This is a genomic window from Bacillus sp. FG16 (genome assembly GCF_057809515.1).
The window spans coordinates 18,253-41,554 of the sequence record NZ_JBMDKC010000024.1 but is presented as its reverse complement, the minus strand read 5'-3'; the positions used below and the strand labels follow the sequence as shown (position 1 = coordinate 41,554).

Sequence of the window (23,302 nt, the reverse complement as noted above, 5' to 3'; positions counted from 1 at the left end):
GGTGAAGGACATGATGACGAAAGAAGAATTTATAAAACAAAAAAGAGAGAGAAAGACATTTTTAGTAATCACTGAAGAAGAAGGAGATAGCATTACGCCAATTTCTTTATATAGACGTATGAAAGGAAAGAAGAAATTTTTATTAGAAAGTTCACAGCTTCATCAAGATAAAGGGCGTTATTCTTACTTAGGATGTAATCCTTATGGAGAAGTAAAAAGCGTTGGTACGGAAGTAGAACGAACGATTTTCGGGCAAACAGAAAATTTACAAGGTAACGTACTACAAGTGTTAGAAGAAATAATCGCACCATCACAAGTAGACAGCCCATTTCCATTTTGCGGAGGAGCAGTTGGTTATATTGGATATGATGTCATTCGGCAGTATGAAAACATTGGAGCGGATTTACACGACCCATTAAATATTCCGGAAGTACACCTTTTACTATATAGTGAGTTTATCGTTTACGATCATTTACGCCAAAAGTTGTCGTTTGTATATGTATGCAGGGAAGATGAGTCAGCAGATTATGAGGAAGTATACGAAAGGCTGCGAGTATACAAAGAGGAAGTGCTACAAGGAGAAGAAGCTGAAGTAAATGAAATACAATCCACATTATCATTCACTTCTTCTATAACGGAAAAAGAGTTTTGTGAGATGGTAGAAACGGCGAAAGAACATATAAGAGTCGGAGACATATTCCAAGTCGTACTGTCACAGCGTTTGCAAAGTGAATGTATTGGTGATCCATTCGTGTTATACCGAAAACTTCGAATTGCAAATCCATCACCATATATGTTCTATATCGATTTTCAAGATTATGTTGTACTCGGTTCTTCGCCGGAAAGTTTGCTATCAGTAAGGGAGAATAAAGTGATGACGAATCCAATTGCTGGTACAAGGCCGAGGGGGAAAACGAAGAGGGCAGATGAGGAAATCGAAAAAGAACTGTTAGGCAATGAGAAAGAGCGAGCAGAGCATATGATGCTTGTAGATCTTGGGCGAAACGATATTGGTAGAGTGAGCGAAATTGGCTCGGTTACGATAGATAAATATATGAAAGTAGAAAAATACTCTCATGTTATGCACATTGTATCTGAAGTTTACGGAACATTGCGAAAACGGATGAGTGGATTTGATGCATTAGCGTATTGCCTACCAGCAGGAACAGTGTCGGGAGCTCCGAAAATTAGAGCGATGGAAATTATAAATGAGCTAGAGAATGAAAAAAGAAATGTATACGCGGGTGCAGTTGGATACGTTAGTTTTTCAGGAAATCTTGATATGGCGCTCGCTATTCGAACGATGGTCGTGAAGGATGAAAAAGCATACGTTCAGGCAGGAGCGGGAGTTGTTTATGATTCAGACCCAGTAGCTGAATATGAAGAAACGTTAAATAAAGCGAGAGCGCTTTTGGAGGTTATGAAATGATTGTACTTATCGATAATTACGATTCGTTCACATATAACTTGTACCAACTGTTAGGCGAACATGAAGAAGAAATTGTAGTTGTAAGAAATGATGAAATAACGATAGAACAGTTAGAAGAGATGAATCCAACAGGAATTGTACTTTCACCAGGACCAGGAAAACCAGAGAATGCTGGCATTTGTATCGACGTCATCCGTCATTTTTATAAGAACGTTCCCATATTAGGGATTTGTCTTGGCCACCAAGCGATTATAGCTGCATTTGGAGGAGACATTGTTAGAGCAGAACGTATTAAACACGGAAAAACATCGCGTGTGAAACATAACGGAACGTCAATCTTTTCATACGTTACACAGCCGCTAACGGCAATGCGCTATCATTCCCTTGTTGCAGAGCAAACGAGCTTGCCAGAGTGTTTTGACATATTAGCGACAGCGATGGACGACGGAGAAATAATGGCAGTCCGTCACAATTATTATCCGCTCTTCGGATTACAGTTTCATCCGGAATCAATCGCAACAGAAGAAGGCGGAAAGTTAATACGTGCCTTTTTAACAGAAGTGAAGGAGGAGGAAAGAGTATGAATAACTATCTTCGTAAATTAGTGGAGGGGCAACATTTAACAGAAGAGGAAATATATAAAGCAGGACTACTTTTATTAAGTGAAAACATATTGGAAAGTGAAATTGCAGCTTTCTTAGTCTTACTGAAAGCGAAAGGTGAAACAGCAGAAGAAATATACGGTCTCGTTCGAGCTCTTCGCGAAAAGGCATTGCCATTTTCGAACCATATACAAGGAGCGATGGACAATTGCGGAACGGGTGGTGACGGTGCCCGAACGTTTAATATTAGTACAACATCGGCATTTGTACTGGCAGGAGCTGGCGTAAAGGTTGCAAAACATGGTAATCGAGCTGTTTCTAGTAAAACAGGAAGTGCAGATTTATTAGAAGAACTCGGTGTAAATATTAGCAGTACCCCAAACGAAATTGATTATTTATTAGAGCATGTGGGCATTGCATTTTTATTTGCACCAGCGATGCATCCAGCACTAAGGCGCATTATGAAAATAAGAAAAGAGTTAAACGTGCCGACGATCTTTAATTTAATTGGTCCTTTAACAAATCCAGTGAATTTAGAAACACAATTTGTCGGTATTTATAAACGAAATATGTTATTACCAGTTGCGCAAGTATTACAAAAGTTAGGCCGGACACAAGCGCTTGTCGTAAACGGAAGTGGTTTTTTAGATGAAGCATCATTACAAGGGGAAAATCACGTAGTCCTTTTAAAAGATAATGAAATAGTAGAAATGAGTATTGATCCAGAAAAGTATGGTTTTTCAAGAGTGAAAAATGAAGAAATTAGAGGGGGGAATTCAAAAGAAAATGCAAAGATTACAGTCGGCGTATTGAGCGGAGAAAAGAGTGTTTATCGCGATACAGTTTTATTAAATGCAGGTCTAGCCCTTTTCGCCAATGGAAAAACAGAAACGATTGAGGAAGGAATTAAACTAGCGGCACATAGCATTGACTCTGGAAAAGCATTAACCAAATTAAACTTATTAATTGCAGCAAGCAACGAAAAATTAGAAAGGGTGAACTAAAGTGGGAACGATTTTAGATAAAATTGTAGAACAGAAGAAAAAGGAAGTTGCGGAGTTATATGAAATATATACACCCGTAAAAGCAAAAAGAAAGACACATTCACTTGTAGAAGCGTTACAGCAGTTTACTGTCATTGCAGAAGTAAAGCGAGCATCACCATCAAAAGGAGATATCAATTTACACGTTGACGTACGAAAACAAGTGGGAATATACGAAGACTGCGGGGCAGGAGCAGTATCTGTTTTAACAGATGGTCAATTTTTTAAAGGATCGTTTCACGATTTACAAACAGCAAGAGAAGAAAGTAACATTCCGCTTTTATGTAAAGATTTCATAATCGATAAGATTCAAATCGATAGAGCGTATGAAGCGGGAGCAGATATTGTTTTACTAATCGTAGCAGCGTTAACGAAAGAGAAGTTAAAAGAGTTGTATAGCTACGTGTTAGAAAAAGGATTAGAAGCGATTGTTGAAGTTCATGATGAACAGGAATTAGAAACTGCGATTGTATTAAATCCGCACGTTATTGGCATTAATAATCGTAATTTAAAAACGTTCGAAGTAGATTTAAGCCAAACTGAAAAGCTTGGAAAAAGATTGAATGAGGAGAAACTACTTTGGATTAGTGAAAGTGGCATTCATTCAAAAGAAGATATTATTCGTGTTAAAAGAGCTGGAGCCAAAGGTGTATTAGTTGGAGAGGCGCTTATGACATCATCTTCTATTAGTAGTTTTTTTGAAGATTGTAAGGTGAATATATGAAAGTGAAAATTTGCGGCATCACTGATGTGGAAACAGCGAAAAGTGCGTGCGAATATGGCGCAGATGCACTCGGATTTGTTTTTGCAGAAAGTAAACGGAAAATCACTCCAAAGAGAGCGAAAGAAATTATTCAGGAGCTTCCAGCCAACGTGTTAAAAATCGGTGTTTTCGTAAATGAATCAGTAGAAGTGATCCAGAAAATTGCAGATGAGTGTGGGTTAACACATGTACAACTACATGGGGATGAAGACAATCATCAAATTAGAAGATTGAATATTCCGTCTATAAAATCGCTAGGAGTAACTTCAGAGAGTGATATGAAAAACGCCCAAGGGTATGAAGCGGATTATATATTATTTGATAGCCCGAAAGAAAAGTTTCATGGAGGAAATGGAAAGACATTTTCATGGGAACTACTTGGGCATATGCCAAAAGAGTCGCGAGAGAAAACGATATTAGCTGGTGGATTAAATGTTCTTAATATAGAAGAAGCAATTCGAACTGTTCGGCCTTATATGGTTGATGTGAGCAGCGGAGTAGAGATAGAAGGAAAGAAAGATGTAGAGAAAATAAAACAATTTATTATAAAAGCGAAGGAGTGTTCCAAATGAACTACGCATATCCAGATGAAAAAGGACATTATGGTATATACGGAGGAAGATACGTTCCAGAAACGTTAATGCAATCTGTACTAGAACTAGAAGAAGCATATAAAGAAGCGATGCAAGATGAAGCGTTTCAAAAGGAATTAAATCATTATTTAAAAACGTACGTCGGAAGAGAAACACCGCTTTATTTCGCTGAAAATATGACGAAGTATTGCGGAGGTGCAAAGATTTATTTAAAACGTGAAGATTTGAATCATACAGGAGCTCATAAAATTAACAATACAATTGGTCAGGCACTTCTTGCGGTGCGAATGGGTAAGAAAAAAGTTGTCGCTGAAACAGGAGCTGGACAACACGGAGTTGCAACAGCTACTGTATGTGCTCTTCTCGGGTTAGAATGCGTCATTTTTATGGGAGAAGAAGATGTAAGACGTCAAAAATTAAATGTGTTCCGAATGGAATTACTCGGAGCGAAAGTAGAAAGTGGAGCGGCAGGTAGCGGTACATTAAAAGATGCGGTAAACGAGGCGCTTCGTTACTGGGTTTCACATGTGCATGATACGCATTACATTATGGGATCTGTTCTCGGACCACATCCATTCCCGCAAATTGTCCGTGATTTCCAAAGTGTAATTGGGAATGAGACGAAAAAACAATATGAAGAATTAGAAGGGAAATTACCAGAAGCAGTCGTTGCTTGCATTGGTGGTGGGAGTAACGCGATGGGTATGTTTTATCCGTTCGTACATGATGAAGAAGTTGCTCTTTACGGCGTAGAGGCAGCTGGAAAAGGCGTTCATACAGAAAAGCATGCAGCCACTTTAACGAAAGGAAGCGTCGGTGTTTTACACGGATCAATGATGTATCTTCTGCAAAATGAAGAAGGGCAAATTCAAGAAGCACACTCTATTTCAGCAGGACTCGATTATCCAGGTGTTGGTCCAGAACATAGCTTGCTAAAAGATATTGGCCGCGTTTCTTATCATTCGATAACAGACGAAGAAGCATTAGAAGCATTTCAATTATTAACGAAAAAAGAAGGCATTATCCCGGCCCTAGAAAGTTCACATGCTGTCGCATACGCATTAAAATTAGCTCCGCAAATGAAGGAAGATGAAGGACTTGTTATTTGTTTATCTGGCCGCGGCGATAAAGATGTAGAGAGTATAAAACGTTATATGGAAGAGGTGTAAAAAATGGGAGTAGAAAAAATTAAAGCAGCGTTTGAAAATGGCAAGAAAGCATTTATTCCGTACGTAATGGGCGGAGATGGTGGACTTGAGAAATTAAAAGAAAGAATTCGTTTTCTAGATGAGGCTGGAGCAAGCATCGTTGAAATTGGTATTCCGTTTTCAGATCCAGTCGCAGATGGTCCAACGATTCAAAGAGCAGGAAAGCGAGCGTTAGATAGCGGTGTAACATTAAAAGGCATTTTTCAAGCTTTAGCGGAAGTAAGGAAAGAAGTACAAATGCCATTTGTTCTTATGACATATTTAAATCCGGTACTTGCATTCGGAAAAGAGCGATTCATCGAGAACTGTATGGAAGCAGGTGTAGACGGCATCATCGTACCAGACTTACCGTATGAAGAACAAAATATTATTGCTCCGTTACTTCGAGAGGCAAACATTGCGCTCATTCCACTCGTTACCGTAACGAGCCCTATTGAAAGAATTGAAAAAATTACGAGTGAATCAGAAGGGTTCGTTTATGCTGTTACAGTAGCGGGCGTAACGGGAGTACGTCAAAACTTTAAAGAGGAGATTCATAGTTACTTAGAAAAAGTAAAATCACACGTCAACTTACCAGTAGTCGCTGGATTTGGCATTTCAACAAAAGAACATGTAGAAGAAATGGTTACAATATGCGACGGAGTTGTCGTTGGAAGTAAGATCATTGAGCTTTTAGAAAATGAAAAGCGAGAAGAAATATGTGAATTAATATATGCAACAAAACAAAAAGAAGAGGCGTAGTCTCTTCTTTTTGTTTTGCGTAATAAATGTTAAAATATACAGAAAATACATATAATTCAGAGGGTGAGAAGGCATGCTAAGACGGAAATTACTATATCTTCTTTTAACTGTACCACTATACGCTTGGCTCATTAGCATGACGAAAATAGAGTTGATGGCTCTATTTTTAGGATATGTATTCATCTTTTCAAATTTAAATCGCATTCAAGAACAGTCTATTTTAGAAATATGTATATTTTCGATTAGTGTAGAATTATTTAGTATCGTTTCGATTGTATTATTAAACGAATTATTCAGGTGGATTCATTCATTTGAATTAATGAAATTTGGAAATATTGTATTGCAAGTAATATGTGCTTATATTGTGTTTGTTGTGTTAGATAAAATAGTCGGACAGCAGACAGTTTTTCAGGATAATAGAAAATGGGAGTGATTTAAAAAAGGAGCTAAACGGCTCCTTTTTTAAATCTGTTGTAAAAACAATTGAAAATTATGACATCTGTTATATAATAGTTAAAAATTGTATTTTATAACGAAATGAGATGATAACATGGTCATATTGTTGGCACTTATCCCAATTATAATGATTTTCATTTGTTTATTTTTATTTAAACAAACGTCATTAAGGTCTTCGTTAATTTCTTATGCTGTGTCTGTTGGAATCGTTTTACTCTCGCCAACGTTTCGATTAGGGATAAGTGAAACTGTGCACGCAACGATTAAAGGGTGGTTAATTTGTTTTATTGTCGGGTACGTTTTATTTTTCGGTATTTTTTTATTTCACCTCATGAACAAAATGGGGTACATCGATCAAGTAGCACGTTTTCTAGAAGAAGTTACTCAGGATCGCTTATTACAAATGCTGCTTATGTGTTTTGGCATTTGCCCGCTTATTGAATCAGTAAGTGGATTCGGTATCGGCTTCATGGTTGCAGCACCTATTTTTCTTTCACTAGGATATAAACCATTTCAAGCTGTACTGCTCTCATTTATCGGCTTACTAGCTAGTTCATGGGGCGCAATGGCAACTGGTACGATTATCGGTTCGCAGCTAATAAATATGCCTCTTACAACACTTGGTACAAATACAGCGCTATTAAGTATTCCGATGTTTGCTTACTTTATTATTCTTTCTTTACACGTTGTTGGCGGCTGGCAAGCGATTATAGAAAAGTGGAAAGAAGGAGTAGGATTCTTTCTATTATTTTCTCTCGGAATCTATCTTTCTAACGCATACGTAAGCGTGGAACTAGCCGGGATATTAAGTTCTATCGTTACGATTACATTTGGCTTTCTTATCATTAAATTAAAAGGAAAAAGTGGGCAAAATCTTATAACAGAACATGCGGCTGCAACGGAGAGAGAAGTATCCATTATAAAAATTATTAGCCCTTATATATTTCTAACAGTTTGTATTTTACTTTCTCGCCTCGTTCCAGCATTACATGATTTGTTCAGATCATATGCGGTTCTCGATTTGAAATCATACTCTTACAAACTAGAGTTACTATATTCACCAGGATTTTGGCTCGTTATGACTTGCTTATTTACTATTATTTTCTTCCGCATCCCGTCTAATATTATTAAACAATCACTCTCGCAAACGATCAAACAATGGATTCCTTTTGCGATTACGACGACAATGTTTATCGCCATTTCAGAACTAATGGGTGCATCAGGCATGCATTCATTACTCGCAAAGACAGCTGGTGAAACATTTGGAACCTTTTTCGTTTTCGTTGCTCCGTTTATTGGCGCTATTGGTGGATTTTTAACAGGTAGTAACGCAGGATCAAATGCAATGTTTATAAAACTACAAATGCAAACCGCACAAAACGTAGCACTCCCGTGGCAATACGTCACAACACTGCAAAACACCGCATCATCAGTAGCGACAATCGCTTGCCCGTCACGGATTACACTAGGTGCTTACTTATGTAATATCCCTTACCGTGAAAATGAACTGTTAAAGAAGACGACGATAATGATCTTTGGTGCGGTTTTGCTTGTAATGGTAGAAGTTATTGTTTGGTATATGTTGAGAAATTAAAAATCCTCCTAACATAGGAGGATTTTTTTTATGAGTGGATAATGTTTTAAATATGAAAAGCTTCTACTAAGTCAACAACCCGCCACTTAACACCCTTACGGGTCGTTTGAAGTGGGGGCTTGCGTCTGTCGGAGTTCGACAGTGCTTCTACCCTCATAGAGAGCAACTACGCTTATTCCTACCCAGTAGTACGAACGAGCAATGCTCTCCTACCTTAGTATGGTGGAGCATAAGGACGGTTGACTTCGCCCCTACCACAAGAGCTATACTCCTGTGGTAACTACACTGATATGCTTAATTCCCTTACGGTGTAGATTCATCGCACCAATACGGTCATCATTTGATTGGTATTGGCAATTTTTACACTTAAAAGTGTGTAGCTTTTTATTACGATTCGCTTTTTCAATGTTTCCGCACTTAGGGCAAGTTTGGGAAGTATATTTGGGGTCTACCACAATTACCTTTTGTCCATTCAATTCAGCTTTATACTCAAGCATTTGACGGAACTGATAGAAAGCCCAAGATACAGAAACATAGCGGTTTTTCACTCGTACTTTCTCTGTCGCAGAACGAACCCCTGTTAAGTCTTCTAAAACAAACATAGTACCTCTAGGGTATGCCTCAACGAGTGCCTTTGTAATTTGATGGTTTACATCAGTTACATAACGGTTTTCTCTTGAGCCAATTTGTTTTATTTTCTTACGAGAAGATGGTGTTTGTCGTGTTTGTAATTGCTTACGAGTAGCTTTAAATTTACCACGCTTATGTTTAACAATATTTCCGTTGTAGAAGGTTGTTTTGCCCTGACTATCATAAGTGGTTGCAAGGAAGTTGATTCCTAAATCAACACCAACGATGTTGTTTACATCTGCGAAATCTAATGTTTGGTACTCTTTTGTCATCGGGATATGTAAGAACCACTTTTTGTACTTATGCACTAATTTAGCAGTACCAAATTTCCAAGTGCTGTTGAAGTATTTCTTCATAGCCTTACGCTCATAATTTAGTTTTAGGCGACCTTCAAGCGTGTTTACACTAAATTGGTTTTTGGTTAGTGAATAATCTCGATTCCAGACTAAATCATATTCTGCAAGTTTGAAGTCAATCAAAGACCATTCATGTCCATTTGATTTAGCCGACTTGTAACGAGCAATTACAGTTTTCATCACAGATTGAGCCATTTGACTTTTTAACCTAAATTGATTTCGCAAATCAGAATAAGATAAGTTATTGAGATTTACTTGATTAAGGTTCTTTGTTTCAAATATGTGTTTTGATAACCAATTACAAGCCTTGCGGTAAGCGTTCGTTGTTATCTTTAGACTTTCAGCTTGATTATCGGAAACATGGATTTGTATTTTTGCAGTAATTGTAGGCATTATTTTCACCGCCTTTCACTAATTAAATTGTAACAGATTTTTAGTGAAAGCAAACAACTTAAGTAGAGAAAGTAGGAGGCAAGGTGGAAGTTTCAGATACTTGATATGGTACAGAATCTTAGGATTTTTAACGTACCATACCGTATCTGCCGGCAATTCCTCCCCCACTTATCGTTGGGATATCGCCCTTCACACGATTGAAGTAGGGGGTATCCTTGCCGATTTTAGATGAATAGGAGATGAAATGTATGCCCCTAAAAAACTACGGTGTGTTAAAAGGTACAGTTATACAATCAAAGATTGGAAAAGGGAAGACACCTCATTATCAAGTTCATTTACAGGGCGAGACTGGAGTAGATTATCGTATTGCTATTAACGTAAAGTCGCAAAGTTATCCGTCAGAAGTTTTATATTTTGCGAGTAACGATATTCGGTCAGAGGCGATTCACATTTTACCGACATTACCATTTGGTTTTACGGAAGTAAAAAACAATGAACCGAAAGTGGCTTTAGATTATGTAAGAGGAAATCTATTTGACTCAAAACAAATGATTCCTTTGCCTCCCGAAAAAGCAGGAGCAGATAATGATTTAAACGAAAAAATAGAACGTTATATAAAGCGAGCGATGGAAGAAAAAGCAATTATTTACGCGTTTGGCGAAAGATGGGGACCAGAAGAAAACACACCAGATTCCTATTTTCATTTCAAACCAGGAAACGGTATACATGATATTCACATGAATCAAGGGAATGTAGAAAAATGGCAAGGTGATGATGGCATCTGGCAAGATGGAGGAATACTTATTCACTTTGAAAAGGAAGAAGAATGGATTGGTATCTTTCTTGCATTCCAATCACAGTCATGGTGTACCGATGAAGAGGGGCATGCTCGTGTTCCGGTTGAGCATTGTGATTATAAGGGGAATAATTAATAAGAAGAGGGCGTTCAAAAAGAACGCCCTCTTCTTATTTTATAAAACGAAAAACTAACGAGTGTAGAAAGACAAGAGAACAGCAGTGCCACACTAGAAAACGCAATGAGATACATATTATATTTCATAACCTGTCCAATTAGCTGATTACTGTCGTATTGAAACAGTCCTGCTATTATGTTGAATAAAAATAACACGATAAACATGACGACAACACCGTCTATTGATCCTTTAATGTCTGGTTTACTTAAAGCGATATGTGCGGAAATGCAAATGGCGATAAATAAAAATAACCAAAAGGAAGGATTCAATAAATTACCGATTGTAAATAAGCTTTTCAATAATACAAACGTCGACAAGAGCATGTTTTGGATCATTTCTAGATTAATAGAAGTAGAAGCGATCGTTTTTTCGAGGGTTGTATTAAATAAAAAATATGATTCTGGTATGAAATAACGCATTAAAAGGATTAATGCAGTAATACCAGAAATAATAGGCCCAATGCCGATGAAGAAATTCCCAATTCGTTGATACACACTTTTTTGATTGTATTGATGTTGTACGTAACCTAAAGCCCCTTGACTTGTATCTGTTGGGAAGAACTGAGTCGCTACAATTTTATGACGGAACAGTACGCACATAATGGCATGTCCAAGTTCGTGAATAGGAACACCAACCCACGCAGTCAAAAGAAATCCCTTTCTCCCAAAGGCTCTCGACCAATACATTCGTGTGAGAGATTCTAAATAACCTAATAAAAATCCAATTACAATGATAACGCCAATTAAGGAAAATAATTGGATTATGCTTGTAAGGAGTATTTGAAAAATTGAGTTTACCAATTCCATTATCTTTCATCCAATCTGTTAAAAATGTTATTTGTTCTGTTTCATAATAGCATTATTTTTCAAGATTGCTAGCACATATATTTTCTTTCGGAAGAAGGATTTCATAATCTTTTTCTTGTAGTCATGTTTTATGTACAAAGTCATATATTGAATTTGTAACACCCTATAAGGTATATGCTTAAGGAGGGATTAGAGAATGAAATGTCCGTCATGTCATACAGAACATGCAGTAGAGGCAAAGTTTTGCGGGAATTGTGGACATTCGTTAACGGAAGAAGTAGTGGCAAGTAGTGGCAAAGAAGAAGGGCAGGAACAAGCGCGTGTGGCACAAGAAAAGGAAACGCGTCCAAATGAAACGGTAGAACAAGCGAAGCGGTTTGCGAGCGGCTATTTTCAATTTTTTAAACGTGCATTACAAGCACCGACAGCGATTATGAAAAGCGGCACTATTGAAGTACGAAATGGAATTGTAAGTCTTGTTCTTATTTGTTTTTTAGGAGCATGTATTTTTTATAGAATGATGAGTGCAGCATCAGCAGTTACGAGAACATTTGCACCAGATATATCTACTCCCACGTTTTTTGGAGAATCTATAACGGTCTTTTTCTTTTTATTAATTTTAACTTTATTTGTCGGATTTATTATTTTTGTAAGTGGTAAGATGATGAAATCATCTTTTTCGTTTCTTGAAGTATTTGGTATATGGGGAACGATAGCGACGCCGGCTATTGTCATATTAGTTCTTTCTTTTCTTTTTAGTTTTTTATTAATCTTTTTCTTACCGATATTATTATCGGTAGTTGCAACTTATATAGGGATTAGTATAACTGTAGCCGTATTAAAACTAGACAATGGCGGATTAGATCTCGTTTACACACTTATTATTGCAAATGTTTTAATTGGAATTGCAACGTTCATTGTACTTTGGTCTTACATTAGCACGATAATTCAAGCCTTAACACAGGGAATAACTGGCTTCTAATGAAAAGGTGGTTGACTGAATGAATGTATGTACAAAGTGCGGAGTTCAGTTTGAAGATGGTGTACAATTTTGTCAAAACTGCGGGATGAAGAGGGGAAGTCCTGCAGTAAAGAAGAACATGAGCGGTGGTACAAAAGTTGGCATTACACTGTTAGCACTATTTGTTATAGCGATTATTGGATTGTATTTGTACGGATCATCGTATTATACGCAGGTGGCACAAGTAGACCGGATGATTACGATTTTACAAGAGCGGGACGGAGAGAAATTAGCTGAGATCGTTACGGCAGATGATCCATCGGTTATGATAACGAGAGAGAGTTTAACGCCTCTATTTTCATATATAAAAGAAAATCCATCTTACGTAAATGAATTAAAAGGATATTTGAGACAAGGTGAAAAACAACGGGACGGAATAGAAAGGGCTGATTTTTCATTAACGAAAGACGGAAAGTATTTCTTTATATTTGATCGGTATAAATTGAAAGCGAAGACGTACTATACAACTTTGCTTACAAATGAAAAAGGCGTATCGTTAAAAATGAACGGAAAAGAAATTGATAAGACAGATGACAAAAAGTTTGAGAAGCAATATGGGCCATTTCTTCCGGGAAATCAAGTGTTTCAATCAGAATATAAAAATGACTATGTAAAACTATCACGTGAGGAAAAGGTTGTACTTATGAAACAAAGCCAAAATAACGTAACGATAGATTTAACGTTGCAAGGTCAATATATTACAGTTCAAACGAACGCGCCTGGTGCAACATTGTACGTAAATCAAAAACCAGTTACAGCGCTCGCAGGAGAAGAAATTACATGGGGGCCTGTAGCGACTGATGGAAGCGCGAAAATTTATTTAGAACGAAATGGAGAAAATGGACGGGAAACGACAAAAGTAGAGACGGTAACGGCACTTTCGTCTTATAATCTTCCATTCCAAACGAAAAGTGCAGAAAAAACAGTTGTTTATAATGTTACCCCGTCACCTACGACTGGGTATGTATATAATGGTTTCATCTTTCCTGATAGTGATATTCGAAAATTAACGAGCACAGATTTAACCTATTTATCGAAAGAACAGTTGAAAATTGCTAGAAATGAAATATATGCAAGGCATGGACATATTTTTCAAACGAAAGATATGCAAGCGTATTTTGCAAAACAGTCTTGGTATAGAGAAAATCCTTATTTTACAGGAAAGTTAACAGATATCGAAACTTATAATATTGAACTAATTAAATCAAGAGAATAGAGCGCGGGAAAAAGGTACAGTGCATATTACTGTACCTTTTTTATGATTATTTAGCTGGACCAGGATCCCTAGAGAAAAAGATATGAAAGAGAAATGTGACTTTACTTGCTCCCCCTGATGTACTGGCTTGCACATCAGATAAAGAACTAGACGTTAAAGCAGCTTCGGAATGAGGAGGGACGATTATTTTAAGCGTATCATCTGATTCTGATGATGCAGTAACTGTTATTGTATCGTCAGAAAAATTTATAATTTTAACAGTACCGACTGGAAAGATGGCCTTGCGAGCGTGTGATGCAGAAGCGAAGCGGGCAGCTTTCCAAATAGTTTGTGAGAAAGTGTCATTGTCAGATAACCAAGCACGAGCACTGTATAAAGTTACACTAACGGTAAACTCCTGTTCAAGCGGAAGGGCGGGTTTCGGTTCTATCGGTTCCTCTGGAAGCTGGACGAGAAGGCCGGCGCACATGTATGTTTCACCTACTTTCAATAGCTACTGTTATAGCATATTAAACATGTTGTTTATAAGACACGACGGTTACCTATTCAAGCATAGGTTTGTGCACCAAATTTGAAGATGAAATTCTCTTTCTTTACAATGGAAGTAGGTGTTATTTCTATAAAATATGGAAAACGTAAAGAGTATGTAAAAAAAGAAGGAGTGGTAAAGTGAACTATGTCATTATTGGCGGAGATGCAGCTGGTATGAGTGCAGCTATGCAAATTGTTAGAAACGATGAAACTGCAAATGTTGTGACGCTAGAAAAAGGTGAAATCTATTCATACGCTCAGTGCGGATTACCTTATGTTATTAGTGGTGCTATCGCTTCAACTGAAAAATTAGTTGCGCGCAATGTAAAGACATTTCGTGATAAATATGGCATTGATGCAAAAGTGCGTCATGAAGTAACGAAAGTAGATACGGAAAAGAAAATGGTGTACGCAGAACATACGAAGACGAAAGATGTTTTTGAATTTCCATATGATCGATTATTAATTGCGACTGGAGTGCGTCCTGTTATGCCAGAATGGGAAGGTCGAGAGCTGCAAGGCGTTCATCTTTTAAAAACAATTCCGGATGCTGAGCGCATATTAAAAACGCTAAAAACGAATAAAGTTGAAGATGTAACCATTATTGGCGGCGGTGCAATCGGACTGGAGATGGCAGAAACATTCGTCGAACTTGGTAAGAAAGTAAGAATGATTGAACGAAATGATCATATCGGTACGATTTATGATGCAGATATGGCTGAATATATACATAAAGAAGCAGATAAACACAATATTGAAATTTTAACGAATGAAAATGTAAAAGCATTTAAAGGAAATGAACGAGTAGAAGCAATCGAAACGGATAAAGGTACGTATAAAGCAGATCTTGTTTTAGTGTCGGTTGGAGTGAAGCCAAATACTGATTTTCTTGAAGGGACAAATATAAGTAAGAATCATAAAGGAGCAATCGAAGTAAATGCATATATGCAAACGAATGTGCAAGACGTATATGCAGCCGGTGATTGCGCAACACATTATCACGTTATAAAAGAAATTCATGACCATATACCAATTGGAACGACTGCCAATAAACAAGGGAGACTTGCCGGACTTAATATGGTCGATAAACGAAGAGCATTTAAAGGCACGTTAGGCACAGGCATTATTAAATTTATGGATTTGACACTCGCAAGAACAGGCTTAAATGAAAAAGAAGCAAAAGGGCTACACATTCCGTATAAAACGGTCAAAGTAGATTCTACAAATATGGCGGGCTATTATCCAAATGCAAAACCACTTTACTTGAAATTACTATATCGCTCCGATACGAAACAATTATTGGGCGGGCAAGTAATTGGAGAAGAAGGCGTAGATAAACGTATTGATGTGATCGCGATGGCGCTTTTCAATAAAATGAGCATTCATGATTTAGAAGACGTCGACTTAAGTTATGCACCACCATATAACAGCGTTTGGGATCCAATTCAGCAAGCGGCAAGGAGAGCAGAATAGCACTTTTTAAAGTGCTATTTTTTTGTTAAAGGGGAATTATCATTTTTGTCGAATGAAGAGGGTTGGGAAATAGTTACATATGAGGAAGGGGAGTTTTTTATGATTGTAGCACTTCAAAAAATTCAAGAATCAGAAAAAGAAATATTACGTAATTTGTACGCATTATATCTTCATGACCTTTCTAAGTTCACTATGAATATAACTATCGGAGCGAATGGATTTTTTGAATACGAAGGTTTGCATATGTTTTGGAAAAATGACGGAATCACGCCGTATTTTATAAAAGTTGATCATAGTATTGTAGGATTCTTATTACTACTGGAACGTCCGTTTTTGAAGAAGGAAAATGATTTTGGTATTAATGATATTTTCATATTGAATCAATATAAAGGAAAAGGAATCGGTAAACAAGCTGTTGAGAATTTACTAGAAGAGAAAAGAGGACAATATTTCGTTATCGAACTTGTAAAAAATGTACCAGCAGTGTCGTTTTGGAAGAAAGTATATAAAGAACTGAACATTGAATTTGATGAGAGAGAGCAGTTAATTGATGAGGAAGAATGCCTCGTTCAAACGTTTAAAATTTAATGAAATTGGTGTTCCTTTTATATTACTTTGAAATTTAACTTTATCCCGCAAAAGCCCGATTGGTTCAACTAATAATCAGTGGGGATGAAGACCCCTATTGATTAAAGTTTCACTTTATTTTGAATATACCGTTCCCCCTTGAAAACATATTACTAATCGCTTATATTTTCATATAGTATTTATTTTTTTAATGAAGCAATGAACGAACCAGGGGGCGCAGTATGGCAATTAATATGAAAACAATCGAAGAATGGATTGTTGAATCAAATACAAGACATGAAGAAGACTTTGGACACGTTGTGGAAGAAATGAAAGAAGTATGTGTCGGACTTGATAACGCGACATTAATTTATACGAAAAATGTATTTTGTTTCGGTAAAAAAGTAGAAGTATTTTTCTTCTTCCAAGACCATGTCGTGATCGGACAAGAAAAAGACGAATATATTGAGATTGAAAAATTAAAGTATGATGATATTACAAATAGTAATTTAAAAACAAATGACAAAAATACAACGTTAGAATTAAAGTTTGCTAACGGACAATCTATTAATTTAGATAGTTTAAATGATAACTACGGTACGAAAAATTGGTTGTTTGCTAGACAAATTAAGAGTATTTTTAAGTTAATCTAGTAAAAAGCAGGCCCATAAAGGTCTGCTTTTTTACTTATTTCCTATTACACAAAGACATCCTCTTTCTTCGTAACATTTCACACTTTTAAATCCTGTCTTATAAAATAGGTTTATTAATTCTTCAGTCGTTTTACATTTCTCCATATGATATTGAATTTTGAAAGTTTCAGCCACTAATAAAAAGGAGCCGTCTGGTTTTAAGACGCGAAATACTTCTTTTATATCTTGTTCAACATCAGGCCAAAAATAATGAGTTTGAAAGGCGGTAATGAGATCGAAGAAGTTCGTATGATGTGGAATAGAAGAAACGCTTGCTTGTTGAACAATTACTTTTTGTTTTTGAACATCTTTTGCATTCGTCTGTATAGAATTTTTCACAGCTTGATCGGAGTAATCAATCCCATATATTTCCCCAAGTGGAGTTCGTTTTGAAAGAGTGTGTATGGTTTTGCCTCCACCACAGCCGATGTCTAATACGACTGCATCTGTCTTTATGTGTACTTTCTGTAATGCCCAATTTATTAATCTCGTATGTGCAGCGTTCATAATACAAAGCATGGAGGAACCAATTGTTCCGCTAGGATTTTTTGCTTGCTGAATTAACCGTTGTAAAATGTTCAAGTTAAATTCTCCTTTTATGTAAGAATATATACTCATTTCTCTTTTTATAAATTAAATCCTTTAAAAAAAAGCACGCCGATAGACGGCGTGCTTTTAACTATGCAAAGCCCCTTTTAACCAATTTCGCGCCCGATATGCCCCAACTGGAACTTGAATAAGAGATGTTTCATTCCCAGCATCAATTCCGTACAATTGATCACATGAATTTGTATCAAAACTTAGTAACGGATGCCCACCCATCCCCATAGCAGTTGCAGCAAAAACGAGTTTATGAACGAGGATACCAGCTTCCATTTGGTGAATACGGTATCCTCTATAGCCTAATGCACGTGTATAGTAATCTTTCTTTCCGACTACATGTAAGCAAAGTGGTACTTGAAAAAGGTTTACGTTATCCATCGTCATACTAGATTGAAGGAGATAACGAAGGTCCCCATATCGAAGTGGTTGTATGGAATGTGTTTTACTGTTATAAGTGTAAGCGCCGTTTTCTATATCTTTTACGTTATAGAAACATCCATATAATGAGACGCGTGCATTTTCATTTACATACTTACCATCAAGGTCGCTGTAATAGGGGAAGGAGAGGCTCGCTTCTTGTAGTAAAGTAGCGAGCTCAGCTGCATCCCATTTCGTTAAAATAAAGTCCGCATCAGGAGAATATCGTTTTTTACAAAGTTGTAGGAAATCATACGATAACCGTTCTACTTTCGGTAGCTGTACAGCGTACGTATTATGTTGATAGTGCTCTTCATGATGTAGTGTTTGGAAGTGTGCTGTCGATTCAATCATAGAAGCTTCATTTATTTTTGTTATCATCGGATGTTCATTTACATGTTTTGAGCGAACGAAATGTTCATGTGCTAACGGCGGAATTTGTTGCAACAACTCATGAGAAGTAACTGTTTTATTTTCACGGTAATCATTGTGAAACCAATTAGTTTCTGGTTCTGTACTTAAAGGAATGACGGCATACACACTTTCTTCAACTTCTGACAATCCGAGTAAATGATTCAGTGCACGGTCTAGAAATTGAAAGTATACGCCATTCGTATAACCGAACTGTTTTGCACATTCTAGTAATTGTCCAATGAGAACCCCGCTATCTAATCCTTGAAGGCGATATGAAAAGTTATTGTATTTAAAGAAGTTTTTCCAAAACATAGTGGATACGAATGCGGCACCGAAACAATCATGTATATTACAGCGATTACCGAGTGCGTCTGCTAAATAAGAATCGAAATTTCCTTCGCGAAGTAAAATAAGTCGGTGATGCGCGGCGTCATAATGGTAAATGCCGTCTGGATAATCGTCAATCTTTAAATAGATATACAATTCATTCGGATATAAAGCACCGCCTGAAGGAATGGATCTGCGTAATACATTTCTCTCGCTATTTAGCTGACATAATTGTGTTACACCAAATGAATACCAAAGATAGTGACCAATCTCATTTAGAGTAGGTGTAGTAGAAGAGTTCGATAAAGATAACGGGATTTCTAAGGAGAGCGGGATGGTAGGTACATTTCGATATAATTTATAAGGAAGCGGTGCGTCTTTCCAGTCCACCTCATGATTCGGCATAATTTCATCAATAGAGAAATGGAGATGATGTAAAAAAGTATCTAGCTGCATGAAATCCCTCCTTTACTATGGAAACGGGTGCGGATGTGGATTTAATTGTTCATTTGTTAACGGTTCAGCGCTATATCCAAGTGTCATCGGTACGGTATAGACTCTATCTAATCCTGTAACACGAGTAAGGTGATGGCCGAATGTCATCGGTAACATGCCTGGAATAATGACTTTTACACAGTGTAGTCCGTTCTTTTCTATAAGGGGAACGGTTTGATCTACAACGATTATTTCAAGATTAGATTGATGCAAACGATTTAAAAGTTGGTGGAGATCGGATGTTAAATCCATATCAAATGATTGTGATACATTCATTTCTTGGAACGTTTGCACCGGTGCATCTTCTCGTAAAAGGAAGTGAAGACGTTCTTCCGTTTCTTTCAATCCGTACAGCATACTATGGTCTTCCATTTTATTAACGAAATAAGGATCTTGTAAGCACTTTTCATAGTATTCTCTTTTGTGCTCGAGCTCATCATCTGTTATAAGTAACATGCCTGCTATTTCTTGAATGGCACTTTTTAAAGCTCGAATAGGATCTAAATGAGCGCCTCCCGCACAAACAACGTTCATTCCATTTTCACGTGTATTTTTTGCAATTACCCATAAGCTCGGGATGCCGTGTTCCATCGTCGCATTAAAAGTGTGTAATTCATACCCGGTAATTGTACGTAACCGCTGGATCATTAATTGTAATTCTGTATCGTTTGCTGAATTAAGATCAAGGCGGGGAAGAGGTAATTCGGCATACCAAGTGAGTAAGAAGGCATCACGCTCTACAATTTCTAAAATGCCGTGAAAAATCGCTTCTTCTAAACTACCGCCAATTGCACATCCATTTGATGTTTCATACACGAAAGCATCTCGATGACCAAGGCTATAATAAGCAATTGATTCAGGAACTAAAAGCGGTCTGTTTTGTGATAAAGAATATCCCCGTACCCAGTTTTGCTCATAATTAGAATCAAACGGCTTAAATGGAAAATTATCACGATTGTAGTGTTCATTTGTATGCACACCGAGTGTAAGGGGATTTAGTGCATGTTCCTCTAAATCATGAAAACTACCATGCACATTTGTCTTTTTCCCGCGAGGCGACATACCGCAATATCGTTCTAAACCTTCTAAAATAGCAGTTGCTTCACTGACTGCAAATGAATGAGTTCGGCCTGCAACACCTTCATTTCCAAACATTAATGGCATGTTTATAATGACGTCAGCGAATGGTAATAAAGAATGCTGCATTTTGCCGTTCAACATACCGACCCGATAATCTAAATAGTCTCTCGTTAAAAATGTGTTTAATTCATGAATGGAACGGCAGCGATACGTTTCGGTGCTTACTTTTAAACTCGGTTGTAAAGAAACTTCCGCCGCATCCGCAGTATCATCAGGTAAACTACTACATACAGGACAGAGAGGATCTGGAAGAAAAGAATGCCGCGTACATTGTAATGTTTGTAAGTTTAGTAAAATAAGTTCATTTTCTAAAGAAGAATGGTTATGAGTTAATATTTTTTCTGTTTCGGCACAAATAAGATGGCACATTTGTAACATTCCATTTTGGGTGGCACGTACATCACGCCTCGTTCCATTTTCGGCTTTAAAGGCATATTTCCGCTGTAGTTCCCACATTTCTTTTTGATCAAAGCCAGCGATAAAACGGCGTCCATCAGAACAATGGGAACATCCGGGCGTAAGAGGATGAATGTAAGGACCGATAATACCTTCGCCAAATGAAGTGAAACCACGAAGCCACGGAATATGATTTGAGCGAAAAATAAGTTCGGCATCATGATGAATAGTAGAAGGAGATCCGTCATGTAATACGAGAGCGAGATGAATATTTTCAGGGAGTTCTTCTGTAAGGGTATGTTGACGAATGATGGAATATCGTTCGCATAATTGATCATGTACATAGTCTGCGAGTAGGCCATCTCCTATAAGCAATATATTTTGAATCATAAACCGTCCTCCTTTGCAATTAATACCCCATACACACTGTCTAAGTTTTCTTTCAAAAATGGTTCGATTGCTAAATCAAACACGAAGGGATAAAAATTATGTTCTTCTAAATGCTGTAAGGCAAGCTGTAAAGATTGCGCACTTGGAATTTCTTCTTCCGCTTGTATCTCCACCCTAAAAGAATCAGTGTCATATAAAATAATAGATGAGTCATACAAAATATTAGCTCTGTAAGGAATTTCTTCATTTTGAATGTGAAAGAGTGATAGTTGTAGTGCGTTTCGTAACGCTAACGTCATATTTATATTAGATGCACCGTACCATCTATCATTTATACCGATCCAAACGACAGGAAAACTAAGAATCTCTTCGCTCATTGCTATTTGAGGTGTTTCATGGATTGTAGAGAGAGCATCGTAATAAAATCTACAATGTTTATCTTGAATATCAGTTAAATCAACAGTTGTAAGTTCTTCTAGCGTATGTGACTGCCGCTCATACAGTTTATTGTTTAAATGTTGCTGTAGTGCCCGGTAAAATCCTTCTGTCATCGTTTCTCCAGCACCGATACCGATATCGTTATGTTCAGGAATAAGGCGGTGAATGATTTCTGCTACATATGTTTCAATTCCTGTTAAACCAGCTTCTCGGCGTGCTTCATTATGAGTCAATCCACTGCAAGTCATAAGAGGCAGAAGGGGAGCTGGGCCATCTGATAGTGGAGTGGCTACTTGAATATAGCACTGTGATAACGGTAATTGATATGAATCTTGTTCATCCCATACATGGAATATACCGGCTTCTTTAGAAGTTAGTGAGTCAAAAAATCGGAATACATCAGTTGAAGTATGTTGGTTCGACCGATGCTCAAGTTTTTCAGAAAGATTTTCTATCGTATCAATTGTAAAACTTTCATCAGTTGCAAGAGGATGTTTTATAAAAGAATGCCACGTTCCTTCGAGTGTTTCATAGTTTAATAAAAAGAATTGTGCTTCTTTTTCCCGATGTGAATCATCTGCGACATGCTTAAATAATTCAAAAACGATTACATTTGTTAACATTGCAGATGTAATTGGTGAGAAGGAATCCGATGAATTTTCATTTTGTAAAGTCGTTTCATGTAGTCGATGCCATGCGGATTCCCAGCATTCATCACGATTTTCCGTTACGACAGGCCCAGCTATACCGAGTGTAGATAAACAAATAGCTGGTATGAAATTCTTTTTCGTTTCTCTACAAATAGTGTGAACTGTTTGTAAACCATCAATGTCTCCATTTTGAGAAACATATAAAATCCAATCAAAAGGTTCGAATACTTCATGCAAGGGACGGTCAATTGTAGTATCGATTTCTTGAACAAGTACATTGTTATCAACTTCATATGCACGTTCTATTAGCTCATGTATTCTGTCATAGTTTGTTTCATCACGATCTGTAACGAGGTAATGAAATGTAGGTAAACCAGATTCTAATAAAGAAGAAACTAAGGAAGTAAGCATATCCCCAGAACCAAGTACAAGTACATTTGCCCCGCGGTACGTTTCGAATTTTAAAGCACCTGAATGAGAATCAGCTTCTAAAAATTCAATTTGAGAAGCATATCTGTCGAGTAATGTACTGTTTAATTCATGAGGTGCATCTTGATTTGCATCGCGAACGAAACCATTTTCATATAAAACCTCTCCAATTTCAAATACACGATTTTGATAGGGGAGAGGGAGTCCATCAGTTATTTCTGCTAAAGAATAATTACCGTTAAACATGGGCATTAATTTTTCAATCCAGTCATAAATTCCAGCACCGTCCATGCGAAATGAACTGGCGTTATTTCGAAAATAGACACCCCCGTTTGAATCGGGGAGGAAGAAAGTATCCTTATTTACTTTAAGTTTTGCATGAATTGGAAGGTTATTCATTTTAATCCTCCTTACGTTTAGGCATACATTATTACTTTATGTCATGAAATTTGTCCCGTATGAACACAATAAAAAAAGGCTGTAGAATGATTCATTCTACAGCCTTTAATAGGTTA

The 23,302-nt window shown here is 37.1% G+C and carries 22 protein-coding genes; 15 read left to right on the top strand and 7 right to left on the bottom strand.

The annotated features are described in order from the left end of the window. The first annotated feature begins 10 nt into the window (after positions 1–10). The 9 genes from trpE (at position 11) to ACODS7_RS11400 (ending at position 8,429) form a co-directional block, all read left to right on the top strand. Positions 11–1,429, top strand: a complete 1,419-nt coding sequence (trpE, locus tag ACODS7_RS11440) for an anthranilate synthase component I (protein WP_142333763.1) — start codon at positions 11–13, stop codon at positions 1,427–1,429. Beyond that, positions 1,426–2,013, top strand: coding sequence for an anthranilate synthase component II (locus tag ACODS7_RS11435; protein ID WP_098628941.1), 588 nt, complete (start codon positions 1,426–1,428; stop codon positions 2,011–2,013). Before trpE ends, ACODS7_RS11435 begins: the two co-directional genes overlap by 4 nt. Then, positions 2,010–3,035: an anthranilate phosphoribosyltransferase gene (gene trpD / locus ACODS7_RS11430; protein WP_098628940.1), complete on the top strand. Its 1,026-nt coding sequence runs from the start codon at positions 2,010–2,012 to the stop codon at positions 3,033–3,035. Before ACODS7_RS11435 ends, trpD begins: the two co-directional genes overlap by 4 nt. A gap of 1 nt (position 3,036) precedes the next feature. Continuing rightward, positions 3,037–3,798 (top strand): indole-3-glycerol phosphate synthase TrpC, encoded by a 762-nt coding sequence (gene trpC, locus ACODS7_RS11425; RefSeq protein ID WP_243168307.1) that lies wholly within the window; start codon positions 3,037–3,039, stop codon positions 3,796–3,798. Next, positions 3,795–4,409: a phosphoribosylanthranilate isomerase gene (locus ACODS7_RS11420; RefSeq protein ID WP_043936705.1), complete on the top strand. Its 615-nt coding sequence runs from the start codon at positions 3,795–3,797 to the stop codon at positions 4,407–4,409. Before trpC ends, ACODS7_RS11420 begins: the two co-directional genes overlap by 4 nt. Beyond that, positions 4,406–5,599 carry a tryptophan synthase subunit beta gene (gene trpB / locus ACODS7_RS11415; RefSeq protein ID WP_243168308.1) on the top strand — a complete coding sequence of 398 codons (1,194 nt, stop codon included), beginning with the start codon at positions 4,406–4,408 and terminating at the stop codon, positions 5,597–5,599. Before ACODS7_RS11420 ends, trpB begins: the two co-directional genes overlap by 4 nt. Before the next feature lie 3 nt (positions 5,600–5,602). After that, positions 5,603–6,379, top strand: coding sequence for a tryptophan synthase subunit alpha (trpA, locus tag ACODS7_RS11410; protein WP_016082429.1), 777 nt, complete (start codon positions 5,603–5,605; stop codon positions 6,377–6,379). A 73-nt stretch (positions 6,380–6,452) separates the two neighbouring features. Then, positions 6,453–6,812 carry a DUF4029 domain-containing protein gene (locus tag ACODS7_RS11405; protein WP_043936706.1) on the top strand — a complete coding sequence of 120 codons (360 nt, stop codon included), beginning with the start codon at positions 6,453–6,455 and terminating at the stop codon, positions 6,810–6,812. Positions 6,813–6,929: 117 nt separating this feature from the next. Then, positions 6,930–8,429, top strand: coding sequence for an L-lactate permease (locus tag ACODS7_RS11400; RefSeq protein WP_098628938.1), 1,500 nt, complete (start codon positions 6,930–6,932; stop codon positions 8,427–8,429). A 263-nt stretch (positions 8,430–8,692) separates the two neighbouring features. On the opposite strand, the gene ACODS7_RS11395 is transcribed toward ACODS7_RS11400, so the two are convergent. After that, complete coding sequence (locus ACODS7_RS11395) at positions 8,693–9,808, bottom strand: RNA-guided endonuclease InsQ/TnpB family protein (protein ID WP_098628937.1); 1,116 nt, start codon at positions 9,806–9,808, stop codon at positions 8,693–8,695. Between the two features lie 248 nt (positions 9,809–10,056). Here ACODS7_RS11395 and ACODS7_RS11390 point away from each other — a divergent pair, with 248 nt between their 5' ends. Further along, positions 10,057–10,740, top strand: a complete 684-nt coding sequence (locus tag ACODS7_RS11390) for a DUF2278 family protein (RefSeq protein WP_064532942.1) — start codon at positions 10,057–10,059, stop codon at positions 10,738–10,740. Positions 10,741–10,754: 14 nt separating this feature from the next. Here ACODS7_RS11390 and ACODS7_RS11385 read toward each other — a convergent pair whose 3' ends face one another. Further along, a complete protein-coding gene (locus tag ACODS7_RS11385; RefSeq protein WP_098628935.1) occupies positions 10,755–11,588 on the bottom strand; it encodes a hypothetical protein in 834 nt (277 codons plus the stop codon). 196 nt (positions 11,589–11,784) lie between these two features. Between ACODS7_RS11385 and ACODS7_RS11380 the strand changes: the two genes are divergently transcribed. After that, entirely contained in the window at positions 11,785–12,570 is a 786-nt protein-coding gene (locus ACODS7_RS11380; RefSeq protein ID WP_050842898.1) for a zinc-ribbon domain-containing protein, read from the top strand. Positions 12,571–12,589: 19 nt separating this feature from the next. Continuing rightward, positions 12,590–13,825 carry a TcaA 3rd/4th domain-containing protein gene (locus ACODS7_RS11375; protein ID WP_043936717.1) on the top strand — a complete coding sequence of 412 codons (1,236 nt, stop codon included), beginning with the start codon at positions 12,590–12,592 and terminating at the stop codon, positions 13,823–13,825. Positions 13,826–13,871: 46 nt separating this feature from the next. Here ACODS7_RS11375 and ACODS7_RS11370 read toward each other — a convergent pair whose 3' ends face one another. Next, positions 13,872–14,294, bottom strand: coding sequence for a hypothetical protein (locus tag ACODS7_RS11370; protein WP_098628933.1), 423 nt, complete (start codon positions 14,292–14,294; stop codon positions 13,872–13,874). Between the two features lie 200 nt (positions 14,295–14,494). Here ACODS7_RS11370 and ACODS7_RS11365 point away from each other — a divergent pair, with 200 nt between their 5' ends. From ACODS7_RS11365 to ACODS7_RS11355, 3 genes are all read left to right on the top strand, one after another. Beyond that, the gene (locus ACODS7_RS11365) at positions 14,495–15,829 is read left to right on the top strand and encodes an FAD-dependent oxidoreductase (RefSeq protein WP_098628931.1); all 1,335 of its coding nucleotides are present in this window, start codon (positions 14,495–14,497) and stop codon (positions 15,827–15,829) included. Between the two features lie 99 nt (positions 15,830–15,928). After that, positions 15,929–16,417: a GNAT family N-acetyltransferase gene (locus tag ACODS7_RS11360; RefSeq protein WP_048564899.1), complete on the top strand. Its 489-nt coding sequence runs from the start codon at positions 15,929–15,931 to the stop codon at positions 16,415–16,417. Between the two features lie 221 nt (positions 16,418–16,638). Beyond that, positions 16,639–17,049 (top strand): DUF3908 family protein, encoded by a 411-nt coding sequence (locus ACODS7_RS11355; RefSeq protein WP_000996808.1) that lies wholly within the window; start codon positions 16,639–16,641, stop codon positions 17,047–17,049. A 30-nt stretch (positions 17,050–17,079) separates the two neighbouring features. Here ACODS7_RS11355 and ACODS7_RS11350 read toward each other — a convergent pair whose 3' ends face one another. The 4 genes from ACODS7_RS11350 to ACODS7_RS11335 form a co-directional block, all read right to left on the bottom strand. Continuing rightward, the gene (locus tag ACODS7_RS11350; protein ID WP_016082419.1) at positions 17,080–17,670 is read right to left on the bottom strand and encodes a class I SAM-dependent methyltransferase; all 591 of its coding nucleotides are present in this window, start codon (positions 17,668–17,670) and stop codon (positions 17,080–17,082) included. A 93-nt stretch (positions 17,671–17,763) separates the two neighbouring features. Then, positions 17,764–19,305: a SagB family peptide dehydrogenase gene (locus ACODS7_RS11345; RefSeq protein ID WP_098628929.1), complete on the bottom strand. Its 1,542-nt coding sequence runs from the start codon at positions 19,303–19,305 to the stop codon at positions 17,764–17,766. A gap of 15 nt (positions 19,306–19,320) precedes the next feature. Next, on the bottom strand, positions 19,321–21,270 hold the full coding sequence (locus ACODS7_RS11340) for a TOMM precursor leader peptide-binding protein (RefSeq protein ID WP_243168309.1): 1,950 nt from the start codon (positions 21,268–21,270) through the stop codon (positions 19,321–19,323). Then, positions 21,267–23,186 carry a putative thiazole-containing bacteriocin maturation protein gene (locus tag ACODS7_RS11335; RefSeq protein WP_098628925.1) on the bottom strand — a complete coding sequence of 640 codons (1,920 nt, stop codon included), beginning with the start codon at positions 23,184–23,186 and terminating at the stop codon, positions 21,267–21,269. The genes ACODS7_RS11340 and ACODS7_RS11335 overlap by 4 nt, the downstream gene beginning before the upstream one ends. Positions 23,187–23,302: the final 116 nt, after the last annotated feature.